Below are 12119 nucleotides of genomic sequence, written 5' to 3'. Positions count from 1 at the left end.
CGTCTCCCGTTCATCCCCAACGCCAAGCATGGCCGACCTAAGCACAGCCCCCGCGTCTCGGGCTGGAGGCTCCTCCGATTTCTGCATCCCTGCATGGATTTCTCTCCACCAGAACTCCCGCTCCCGGTACCCCGGCCGGCTCCAACTCGTCTCAAGACTTTCACCCGTTATGGATGGGGGGCCGTTGGACGCCTCAAGCTCGATCAAGTTCCCTCCCCCGAGACGTTAATATTGTTTCGAACGTCACAACGGGCGGATTCCGCGACCGGTGCGGCACGTGGCGCCGATGACAAGACAGGGTAATCGAGCCGTTGCCGGCTCCGCACCGTGTTTTCGACGCGGAGTTGTCGCGATTGTCCCATTCCGTTATCCAGCGGGCGATCGTTTCGCGGTAAACCAGGTCGTCATAACTTGCAAGACCGGCAATGCGAGCCTGACCCGTTCCTTCCGCCCAAATCGTAAACAACGAAAAACCAACGTCCTGACCATAGACATTTTACCCGTTGATGAAGGAGGACTGGGACGTGATGCGAGCCTGTTTCCTTGCCGTCGGTTTGTTCGTCGTGTTCTTGGGAGTGCAGACGCTTGGGGTTCAGCGTTTTACCCTTAAGGCCCGGGAAAGTACCCCGCCCATGACCGCCGGCGGCGAAGCTGCACCGGGGCCGAGGCGAGTCTTGGAGCCACAACCCTGGGTGCCCTGGAGCTTGATGTCTACCGGGGCCGTGGTTTCCCTGTATGCCGTAACGTGGTCGCTGGGGCGAAAGTAACGATCAAAGGCGTGGGAGGAGTAGCCGCGATCGCAACCGCAAGTAATCCGATCTACCCAGCCGTTGTTGAGCCTGGGGGCACCGTATGATGCGGCGGGCACGGATCACCTTTTCGACCTCAGGTCACGGGGCCATGCGCGACCTCACACCGGAGATTCGGGAGGCCGTGCGGACATCCGGCAGCGACGCGGGCGTCGTGCACGTCTTCGCGATAGGTAGCACCGCGGCAGTGGGAACCATCGAATGGGAGCCGGGGTTGGCCAAGGACTTGCCGGAAAACTTGGATCGCCTGATCCCTCCCGGCGGGCATTATTCGCACGAGGAAATGTGGCACGACGGTAATGGTCACTCCCACCTACAAGCCACACTTCTGGGGCCATCAATCAGCATCCCTTTCGAGGGGAGGGAATTGCTTTTGGGCCGATGGCAACAGGTGTTTCACTTGGAGTGCGACGTCCGCCCTCGTCAACGCACGGTGATTCTGACCGTTATGGGAGAATAAAGCCCGCGGTCCGACGCGGATGGGAAACGGTGGTAGAGACGTCCGGCTCGGGAATCACCGGGCATCGTTCCGGCGGACCGCAGCGAATGCCGACCCTATCGCTTGCAAGGATGGGATGGATGCGGCGCATCCGCTAGGCACGGCGTGGTCGGGATGCCTAGAATCAAAGGATTCGCACGGCTAGGGGTGGAAGCTGCGTGGGGGGGGGGCCGCGTAGCTTCGGTAGCGGAACGGAAATCGTTCTTCCTACTTCCTATTGTTGCCCGACCGCCAAGTTCGCGGAATCGCGAACGGCTTAGCATTTTGGATTCTGGATTGCGGAAAAGGAGCGCCTTCCTTGTTACGCACGCACAACTGTGGTGAATTGCGGCTGGAACACGCCGGCCAAGAGGTGATCGTTTGCGGTTGGGTCGATACTTATCGCGACCACAAGGGCGTCCTTTTCGTCGATCTTCGCGACCGTTACGGGAAGACGCAGATTGTTTTTTCACCTGATGTCGACTCGACTGATCAAGACGACGGGCTGATGGAAACGGCTCGTTCCTTGCGATCGGAGTACGTGATTCAAGTCAGGGGGATTGTCGAACAGCGACCCGAGGGAACCGAGAACGCCAAACTGGCGACGGGCGAGATCGAGGTTCGTGCCCGGGAATGCGTCGTTCTCAATCGCAGTTTGACGCCGCCCTTCATGCCGAGCGCCCCAGACTTGCCCGGCGAGGATGTGCGTTTGCGTTATCGTTACATCGACCTTCGCCGGCCGGAGATGCAACGGACGCTGCTTCTCCGCCACCGGATGATCAAGTTGATGCGAGACTATTTTGACGGTCTGGGATTCATCGAGGTCGAGACGCCGATGCTGGGACGGAGTACCCCCGAAGGCGCTCGGGACTACTTGGTACCCAGCCGCGTTCAGAAGGGCAGCTTCTACGCCTTGCCGCAATCTCCTCAACTTTACAAGCAGATTTTGATGGTGGCGGGGTACGATCGCTACGTTCAAATCGCCCGGTGCTTTCGCGATGAGGACCTCCGCGCCGACCGCCAGCCGGAGTTCACGCAATTGGACTTGGAGATGTCCTTCGTGCAAGCGGACGACGTCATGACCGTCGTTGAGGGGCTGATGAAACGTCTGTTCGAGGAGGTGCTGGGTATTCCTTTGAAGCTGCCGTTGCCTCGCATGACCTATGACGAGGCTATGGAACGCTTCGGGCACGATGCGCCGGACCTCCGCTTCGGAATGGAGTTGATCGACGTCACGGACATCGGTAGGGAGTGCGATTTCCGCGTCTTTCGTGAAGCCGCTGAACGCGGGCATCGGATACGCGGCATCAATGCCAAAGGCGCAGCCGCGGGCTATTCGCGCAAGAATCTCGACGACCTCACCGAATGGCTGAAGCAGGATTTCGGCGTCAAGGGACTGGTGTGGTTCAAAGTGGATGCGGACGGCAAGCTCAGCTCGCCGACGGTCAAGAATTTCAGCGAATCGCATTTGCATCGCATATCGGAACGCCTGGACGCTCGCCCCGGCGACTTGCTTCTCTTCGTGGCGGATGCGTTTGAGATTACGTGCCGCGCTCTCTACGCCTTGCGGAAGAGATTCGGCGCGGAGTTGAAGCTCTACGATCCCGCGAGCATGCATTTATCCTGGATCGTGGAGTTTCCCATGTTCGCGATCGACGAGGAGACGGGCGGGTGGACGGCGATGCATCACCCGTTCACCTCACCCCGTCCGCAGGATCGCCATTTGTTGCGAGATGATCCGGCGAAGTGTCGAGCGCAGGCCTATGACCTGGTTCTAAACGGCTCCGAGGTCGGCGGAGGGACCGTTCGTATCCACGATCAGGAACTCCAGCAAGAGGTGTTCCGATTGATCGGCCTGGATCCCGCTCAGGCGAAGGACCGATTCGGCTTCCTGTTGGAGGCGCTGCAATATGGGGCGCCGCCGCATGGAGGCATCGCCCTGGGAGTCGATCGCCTGGTGGCCATCTTCTCGGGAGCCGACTCGATTCGCGATTGCATCGCTTTTCCCAAAACGCAACGGGCCGTCGATTTGATGACGGGTGCCCCGGGGGAAGTGGACCCCAAGCAACTCAAAGAACTGGGCATTCGGATTGACAAGTAGTTGCCACCTAGAAAAGCGGCCGCCGTCTCGACGGTGGGATCGCCTCTTTGGGATGCGGGGCATCCGGCGCAGTTCCACGCCTTGGTCATTCACTTATAATCGAGGGAGTGACCCTCGGGCTCGGAGTTGCAAAAACTCCAACCGCAGGCGGCGGATTACCAAGAACTCCCCGGAAGGAGGATGCGCGTATGTTGGGATCGGTATCGCGAGGATTGTGCGTCGGGTGTCTCTTGGCATGCTTGGCGTTGGCCGGCTGTAACCGTCCTGCGACGGATGGACCGAAGGCGTCGCCGACCGATGTCGGCGCTCAACCGGCCGCTCAACCGCAGGCAGAGCACACAGCGGCGGCCGATGACGGCACAGCCGCCGCTGCCCCGCCTCGGGAGGCGACGCCCTCTCCGCCCGTGTCGCAAAGACTTCCTTTTGAGGCCGCCGATCGGTCCGCTCTTCCGGAGGTGGTGATGGCGGCGTCCGATCGAAGTGCTTGCAAGGTCTTCGTCGGTGATCGATTTCCCGCGTTCGAATTGAACGACCTCAGCGGGCAAGCTCATTCGGCGCAAGGCTCACTCGGCGGCAAGGGAACGGTTGTGGTCTTTTTTCAGCTCGGCGATGATGCCGTAAGTCGGCTTCGCGCCGAAAACCTGCTTTTCGATATTCAGAGCGACGTGGCCTCGAAATACCCGGCAGAGGAAATCGCCGTCCTTGCGATTCATGTCGGGGAAACTACGCCGCAATTGAGTGATGCCCTGAAGCAGGCGGAAATAACGTTTCCCATCTTGGTGGACGCGAATAACGTGGTGTTACCGCAATTGACGGCAAAAAAGCCGCCGTGCCTGTACCTTTTGGACGGCGAGGGAAAGGTGGCTTGGATGGATATCGAATACGGCCCGGCCGTCCGCAAGCAGTTGAGTCGGGCCGTGCAAGTGTTGGCGAGACATTGACCGCGATTCTCTCTCCGCAATCGAGAGGGACGCCGCGATCGTCAGCGTGGTCACCCATTTTTTCGGGTCTTGGGGACCGATCGGGCGATGACGAAGATTCTCGTTCTCAATGCCGGATCCAGCAGCGTCAAGTTTGCCGTCTTCGATTGGGACCGATTGTCGCTGGAGGCAGGCGGCATCGTCGAGTTGGACGGTGCGGGCGGTTCCGCCCGAATTCGTATTACCTGGCCGGAGCACGAGCGTCGCGAGGATCAACTCCCGGTCCGCGGCTATCGTGAGGGCGTCGTCGCGGCGTTCCGATACCTGGAAAGCCGCGGTTGCCCGCAGTCCGGCGGCGAAGTCCGTGTGGTCGCCCACCGTCTCATTCACGGCGGGGAGTCGCTCCGAGAACCGGTCGTAATCGATGACCGCGTAAAGGCGGTCATTGCGCAGTTCTCGCCTCTGGCTCCGCTTCACATTCCGGCCGGCTTGGAAGCGATCGCGGCGGCGGAAGAAGCCTTTCCGCAAGCCCTGCAGACCGGCGTGTTCGATACGGCCTTCTTTGCGGATATTCCACCTGCCGCGTACCTTTATCCCGTGCCGTACGAGTGGTATGAACGTTGGGGGATTCGGCGGTTCGGTTATCACGGAACGAGTCACGCCTACGCGATGGAACGCGCGGCGGAGATGCTCGGACGCCCGGTCTCCGAACTCCGCCTGATTACCTGCCACTTGGGTCAAGGATCGTCGGCGACCGCCATCCAAAAGGGAAAAGCGGTGACTAATACCATGGGTTTCACTCCCCTGGAAGGTTTCATGATGGGAACGCGGTCGGGCACGATCGACCCCGGATTGATCACCTACGTCCAGAAGATCGCGGGGTTATCGGCCGATGAGATTGAGGAGATTCTCCATCGCAATTCGGGTTTACTGGGGGTGTCCGGCGTATCGGGTGATTTTCGCAAGGTAGAGGAGGCGGCCGCGGCGGGGAATTCTCGCGCCCGCCTAGCGCTGGAAATGTACGCTTACCGCGTGCGAGCGATGCTAGGCTCCTTGGCCGTGACCATGGGAGGCGTCGAGGCCCTGGTATTCACCGGCGGAATTGGCGAGAACGCATGCCGGCTTCGACGAGATATTTGTCGCGGGTTGGAGTGCCTCGGGTTGAATTTGGACGAGTCGGCCAACCAGCGGGCCGTGCCGGATTGCGATGTCTCGCGTGAGGGCTCAGCGGGACGAATTCTCGTCGTGAAGAGCCGGGAGGACCTGCTCCTCGCGCGGGAGGGAAAGCGGCTGGCGATTCGGAACTTGCAATTGACGCCCAAGGCGAGCTAAGCTTTGGCTCAGCGGCTAATTGCTTGATGGAACGGTCGGACTGCCCAAGACACCGCGAGGGCGAATCATGAGTTACTCTCACAGTTGGCTGCGGCGGATGCCGGCCGCGCTGCCTTGCTTTCTGTTGTCGGCGGCGGCCCTGGTATCGGTTACAGGAGCTTTTGGAGCCGCTACGGAGGAGGATCACAAAATGCGTGTGACGCGGGCGGTCTTTGGGGTTGCGCGAGACGGATCGGCGATCGAGATTTTTTCTTTGGAAAACGGCAATGGCGTGGTCGCCCGAGTGATGACCTTGGGTGCCACGTTGACGGCCGTGGAGGTTCCCGATCGCAACGGAGAGCGGGATAACGTCACCCTTTACTTGGAGACCGCGGAAGAGTACGTCAAAGGTCACCCGTGTTTCGGGTCGGTTTGCGGCCGCTATGCCAACCGGATAGCCCTGGGCCGCTTCGTGCTGGACGGCGTCGAGTACCGGCTGGCTCAAAACAACGGGCCCAACCATCTCCACGGAGGAATCGAAGGTTTTCATAAGAAGAATTGGACCGCGCAAGCCGTCGAGGGAGAGGGCTACGTGGGTGTGCGATTGTCGCTGGAAAGCCCGGACGGCGATGAAGGCTATCCCGGCACGTTGAAAGCCGCGGTGACTTACCGGCTTACCGCCGACAATCGATTGGAAATGGAATACGAAGCCACGACGGACAAGCCCACCGTCGTCAATCTTACGAATCACGCCTATTGGAATTTGGCGGGGGCGGGCAATGGCGATGTATTGGGCCATAGGTTGCGAATCAACGCCGACCGGTATCTGCCGGTGGACGCAACATTGATCCCGCTCGGTCCGCCGGCGGCGGTTGAAAATACGCCCTTCGACTTTCGCCAGGAAAAGACGATTGGCAGAGACATTGCTCGGACCGACGGCGGCTATGACCATTGCTTCGTCTTGAATCGCACGAAGGAGCATGCCCTCGAGCTTTGTGCCGTCTTGAAAGATCCCGAGAGCGGCCGGGTGATGGAGGTTTTGACGACGCAGCCCGGGGTGCAGGTTTACACGGCAAACGGTTTGAACGGCAGTTTGGGGGCGGCAGGGAAGTCGTATCCCAAATACGGTGCGGTCTGTTTGGAAACCCAACATTTTCCGGACTCTCCGAACCGTCCCGAATATCCTTCGACGGTCCTGCGCCCCGGAGAGCGGTACCACCAATTGACGGTTCACCGTTTCTGGGTGGATTAAACCGTTTGCCGGTTGCTCCACGTCGGAGGGAAAGCGCATCCGGCAAGACCGGTCGCGCCCCCAGCGCCTCCCGGCTTGACGACGATCAGCAAGGCGTCGCGGGGCAGGCAACGTCGGTTCGCCGTAGATTCTCGACCGGCTTCGAGCTTTCGTTCCGACGACGACTCCCCGAAGCTCCATCTGCGGTGGACTTCTCCGCTTCGCGAGCGTCCGATATGATGAACCTTTGGTCGTTCCGGCTGTTACGGCCCTCTTGGAGACGACCTTCCACTTCCTTTCGTGTGCCCGGATCGTGCGATGAAAACCGACGAACTTCGCGAAAAGTATTTGACTTTTTTTGAATCCAAGGGCTGCGTCCGACGTCCCAGCGACGTGTTGGTCCCGCGTTGGGATCCTTCCGTGCTGTTCACGCCGGCAGGAATGAACCAGTTCAAGGATCACTTTTTGGGGCGCTGCAAGTTGGAGTTCACGCGGGCGACGACTTGCCAGAAGTGCCTGCGCACGGGGGATATCGAGAACGTCGGGCGAACCGCTTATCACCACACGTTTTTCGAGATGTTGGGGAATTTCAGTTTCGGGGACTACTTCAAAAGGGAGGCCATCCACTGGGCCTGGGAGTTTCTCACCTCCCCAAAATGGCTCGGTTTGGCCCCAGAGAAACTATCCGCGACCGTTTATGTCGACGACGATGAAGCCGCAGCCATTTGGGTCGAAGAAATCGGCCTTCCTCCCGCCAAGGTGACCCGTATGGGAGAGGACGAGAACTTTTGGCCCGCCAACGCCCCCAGCCAGGGGCCGGACGGGGTTTGCGGGCCCTGCTCTGAGATCTACTACGAAACGCCCTGGGGCAAGGTGGAAATCTGGAATCTCGTTTTCACGCAGTTCAACCGCGTGGGACCTCCGCCGAACAATCTTCGCCCGCTTCCCAGCAAAAACATTGATACCGGGATGGGACTTGAGCGGACTGCCGCCGTTCTGCAAAACGTGGAGTCGAACTTCCACATCGACATTTTGCGACCCCTGGTGGAAGCGGCGGGCGAGGTATGCGGCCGGAAGTACGAGGCCGCCTCGGATTATGGGCGGCGGCTCCGGCGGATTGCGGACCACATTCGGGCGTGCACATTCGCGATTCACGAAAATGTGACGCCGGGGCCGAACAAGCAGGGTTACGTGATCCGTCGCCTGTTGCGACGCGCGGTCTTGGACGGTAACCGCATGGGGATGAGGGAACCGTTCCTGCACCGCCTGGTTCCGGTCGTCGCGGACGTCATGAAGGTGCCTTATCCTGAATTGAGCGAGACCCTGGGGCGGGTATCGGCCGTGATCAAGGCCGAGGAGGAAAACTTCTTGGCGGTCTTGGAAACCGGACTGGAACGCATCGAACGCATGTTCCGGGAAATGGAAAAGTTCCGGCGGGGTGTTGTTTCCGGGGCCGAGGCTGCGGAATTGTATCAGACGTACGGATTCCCTCCCGAGTTACTGGAGGCATTGGCGGCGGAACGCAACCTGGCCTTCGATTGGGAGGGATATCGCCGAGAAATGGAACGTCACGGGGTGGAATCCGGCGCAGGTCAAAAGAAGGAGCTGTTCTACTCCGGCCCGCTCGATTCGTTGAAAAAGGCGGGATTGGAAAGCAAATTCGTCGGCTACGATACCGTCTGCGTACCCGACGCCAAAGTCATCGGCATCATTTCGCAGGGACGACTGTGCGACCATGTCGAAGAGTCCGGTAGCGACACCCCCGTGGCGGTGGTCTTGGACCGAACGCCTTTTTACGGCGAAATGGGCGGGCAAGTCGGCGATCACGGTCAGTTCAGTTCCGAAGACGTGCTTTTCGAGGTTCGCGACGCCAAGGTCGAAAGCGGATATACGGTCCACTATGGAGTCTTGAGGCGAGGCAGTCTGCGCTTCGGCCAAGTTCTCAAGGCTGAGATCGACGTTCCGCGGCGGGAAGGCATTCGGCGAGCCCACACCGCGACCCACATCTTGCACTATGCCTTGCAGGCCGTGCTGGGCAAGCATGCGCAGCAGCAAGGATCCAAGGTGGATGACGATTGGCTGCGATTCGACTTTTCGCACCATGCCGCCGTGACCAAGGAAGAGCTGGATCGGATCGAGGGCGAGGTCAATCGCCGCATCCTGGAAGGATCGCCCGTCAACATCGCTTATATGCCGCTGCCGGAAGCCCGAAAAACCGGCGCCATGATGCTCTTCGGTGAAAAGTACCCCGATGTCGTCCGAGTCGTTTCCGTGGGAGACTACAGCCGAGAGCTGTGCGGCGGAACGCATTTGGAACAGATCGGGAGGATCGGACTATTCAAGATCGTGGCCGAGGAAAGCGTGGCGGCCGGCACGCGACGCATCACGGCCTACACCGGCATCCGCGCTTACGAGTTTGCGCGCGACGCCGTACGCAATCTGAGTGAAATCAGCTCCATGTTGAACGTCCCCCCTCAGGAGGTCGCCGCGCGACTTTCGGCAACGCTGCGAGAGTTGCGTCAATTGCGAAAGCAGGCGGCCCACGGCGGACAAGCGGCGGGGATCAGTGTGGACCAGCTACGCCAGGCGGCTGAGGTGTTCGACGGCGTGACGCTGATCGTGGCCGAAGTCCCCGACATCGGTGCCGAGGGTATGCGCCAGGCCATCGACGGGTTGCGACGCCATCAGCAGGGCGTGGCCGTGATGCTGGGGACGGCCGACAAGGAGGCGGGCAAAGTTACGTTGATCGCCGGTCTTTCGCCAGACCTGGTTCAACGGGGGGCTGACGCGACCGCGTGGGTCAAGGCGGCGGCCAAAGAGGTGAAAGGCGGCGGGGGAGGACGCCCGGATTTGGCCCAAGCCGGCGGGAAATCCCCCGAAAAATTGCAAGACGCGCTTGCGGGAGCGAAGCGGTTCATTCGGGAACAGCTCGGCTCCCGCGTTTGAGCGTGCCGGCCGAGATCGTCCTGATTCCGGGGGGGCGCCGAAACACGGGCGCAATTGTCATTCTTCGTTCCGGCCGTGCCGCCCCGCTGCCATGACGACAGTATCGCCGAGCAGCGCGGCCGGACTGAGGAGATCGGCTGAGCCGCCGATCACTCCTCTTCTTCCTCTTGCACCTTCGATTTCTCGATGATTTCTTTCTGGACGTTGCCCGGCACCACGTCGTAGTGGCTGAACTCCAGGGTATAACTCCCCTGCCCTCCCGTGATGCTGGAGAGCGCGCGTCCGTACGTGATTACCTCGGCCAGTGGAACTTCGGCGGAGATGGTCTGGAAATTACCGCCCGCCGAGGTCATCCCCAATACTCGACCGCGACGCCCCGACATGTCGCTATTGATATCGCCGACCTTGTCGCTGGGAACCGTGACCTCGATCTTGACGATCGGTTCGAGCAACGCGGGCTTGGCCTGTTGGAACACATTGCGAAACGCCATGGAGCCGGCGGTTTTGAAGGCCTGCTCCGAGCTGTCCACGGGATGGTGCTTGCCGAAAAAGACCTCGACGCACACGTCCTGAACGGGATAGCCGGCGATCACGCCCTTGGTAATCCGTTCTAAAAACCCTTTCTCCACGGCCGGCATGAAGTTGCTGGGAATCGTTCCACCCACGATCGAGTCGATCCACAGAAAATTGGATTCCTCGTGGTAATGCACTTCTTTCATTTCGGGGAAACGTTCCTTGGTCGCGAACTCCTCCACCTTTGTGCCGCGGGGGAAGGGCTGCATGCGAATATGCACTTCGCCGAACTGTCCGCGGCCGCCCGTCTGCTTCTTGTGCCGGTACATTCCCTCGGCCTTGGCTTGGATCGTTTCGCGGTAGGGGATCTTGGGTTCCTTGACGTCCACCTCGACCTTGTCGCGGCGCTTAAGACGCTCGCGGATCAATTGCAGGTGAAGTTCGCTCATTCCCGAAATCACCAGCTCCTTGGTCTGGGAATCACGATCCAGGCGGCAGGTCGGATCCTCTTGGCAAATCTTCGCCAGCGATCCGGACAGCTTTTGCTCATCGCCGCGACTCTTGGGCGTGATGGCAAGACCCGTCATCGGCGTGGGGAATTCGATCGGCGGCATCGCATATTCGCCGAGAGTCGAGCCGGTGCGCAGCTCCTCGACTTTTGCCACGGCCACGATTTCCCCGGCTCCGGCTTCCTCGACGGGCGTAGTCTCCGACGCTTGAACGCGGAACAATTGCGTTATTTTGACGCCTTTCCGCTCGCCCGCCATTGGGACCGTACTGTTGCTCTTCAACGTCCCGGAAAAGATCCGCAGGAAACTCAACTTCTGCACGAAAGGGTCTACCCGGGTCTTGAACACCTGAGCGACCAGCGGGCCGTTGGGATCGGCCGCAAGCTCGACTTCCTCGCCGTTGTCCAGCCGCTTGGCTTTTCTCACGATCGTATCGGGAGACAGGCCGCAAAGCCGCAGGCCGTCCAAAAGTTCCTTCAACCCGATCCCGCTTTTCGCGGAAACGCAAAAGATGGGAATGACCGTACCGTCGGCGACCGATCGGCTCATGAGCCGTGCGATCTCCTCCTCGGTCGGCATTTGGCCCTCGAAGTATCGGTTCAAGACCTCTTCGTCGGCCACCACGACGGACTCCAGGAGGGATTGGCTGAGAGTGCTGGGGTCCACGACGGCGCCGGCGACGTTTTGATCGGCGTGGAGCACGGACACCACGCCCGAGAACGAGGCGCCCAAACCGATGGGCACGTTGATGAGCATGCAACGGTCGCCGAAGGCCTCTTTGATGTGTCCCAGCACGCCTTCGAAATTGACGTTTTCCGCGTCCAGCTTATTCAGAATGATGACGCGCCCGATTCCGGCCTTTTCCGCCTCATTGAACACGCGGCGCGTGTTGACCTCGATCCCGGATTGAGCGTTGATCACGATTGCGGCGGTATCCACTCCCCGAAGCGCGCCGATCGTCTGACCGATGAAGTCGGGATAGCCGGGCGTATCCAAAAGGTGAAACCGGTAGCCTTCGTAATCGCAGAAGGTGACTTTGGCTTCCACGGTGTAACGGTGGGCCTTTTCCTCTTCGTCGAAATCGCAGATGCTGGTGCCGTCATCCACGTCGGCAGGTCGAGTGACCATTCCCGTGAATCCCAAGATTCGGTCCACCAACGTCGTTTTGCCGACGGAACCATGCCCGCAAAGCGCCACATTGCGAATCTTGTCTACAGGAAACATCGTCATCGAACCGTCCTTAATGGGTTAACAGATAACAGCGTTTTGGATTGCGCCTCATCGGCGGCAGCCGTTGACAT

General features: G+C 60.1%; 8 protein-coding genes. 7 read left to right on the top strand and 1 reads right to left on the bottom strand.

All coding sequences use genetic code 11. The features are described 5' to 3' along the window. The first annotated feature begins 524 nt into the window (after nucleotides 1–524). The 7 genes from ACZ5B4_RS06300 to alaS all read left to right on the top strand — a co-directional run bounded on the left by ACZ5B4_RS06300 (nucleotide 525) and on the right by alaS (nucleotide 9796). On the top strand, nucleotides 525–767 hold the full coding sequence (locus ACZ5B4_RS06300; RefSeq protein ID WP_464913583.1) for a hypothetical protein: 243 nt from the start codon (nucleotides 525–527) through the stop codon (nucleotides 765–767). 85 nt (nucleotides 768–852) lie between these two features. Further along, nucleotides 853–1269 carry a secondary thiamine-phosphate synthase enzyme YjbQ gene (locus ACZ5B4_RS06295; RefSeq protein WP_464913582.1) on the top strand — a complete coding sequence of 139 codons (417 nt, stop codon included), beginning with the start codon at nucleotides 853–855 and terminating at the stop codon, nucleotides 1267–1269. A 337-nt stretch (nucleotides 1270–1606) separates the two neighbouring features. Then, nucleotides 1607–3388 carry an aspartate--tRNA ligase gene (gene aspS / locus ACZ5B4_RS06290; RefSeq protein ID WP_464913581.1) on the top strand — a complete coding sequence of 594 codons (1782 nt, stop codon included), beginning with the start codon at nucleotides 1607–1609 and terminating at the stop codon, nucleotides 3386–3388. Nucleotides 3389–3576: 188 nt separating this feature from the next. Next, a complete protein-coding gene (locus tag ACZ5B4_RS06285) occupies nucleotides 3577–4329 on the top strand; it encodes a TlpA family protein disulfide reductase (RefSeq protein ID WP_464913580.1) in 753 nt (250 codons plus the stop codon). Nucleotides 4330–4416: 87 nt separating this feature from the next. Beyond that, a complete protein-coding gene (locus ACZ5B4_RS06280; protein ID WP_464913579.1) occupies nucleotides 4417–5640 on the top strand; it encodes an acetate/propionate family kinase in 1224 nt (407 codons plus the stop codon). A gap of 67 nt (nucleotides 5641–5707) precedes the next feature. Next, nucleotides 5708–6871 carry an aldose epimerase family protein gene (locus ACZ5B4_RS06275; RefSeq protein WP_464913578.1) on the top strand — a complete coding sequence of 388 codons (1164 nt, stop codon included), beginning with the start codon at nucleotides 5708–5710 and terminating at the stop codon, nucleotides 6869–6871. 297 nt (nucleotides 6872–7168) lie between these two features. Continuing rightward, complete coding sequence (gene alaS / locus ACZ5B4_RS06270; protein ID WP_464913577.1) at nucleotides 7169–9796, top strand: alanine--tRNA ligase; 2628 nt, start codon at nucleotides 7169–7171, stop codon at nucleotides 9794–9796. Nucleotides 9797–9945: 149 nt separating this feature from the next. On the opposite strand, the gene ACZ5B4_RS06265 is transcribed toward alaS, so the two are convergent. Then, a complete protein-coding gene (locus ACZ5B4_RS06265; RefSeq protein ID WP_464913576.1) occupies nucleotides 9946–12048 on the bottom strand; it encodes an elongation factor G in 2103 nt (700 codons plus the stop codon). Between the last annotated feature and the right edge of the window lie 71 nt (nucleotides 12049–12119).

The organism is Thermogutta hypogea, from assembly GCF_055386265.1.
Note: the sequence above shows the minus strand (reverse complement) of the source record. Positions and strands in the feature narration are given on the sequence as shown.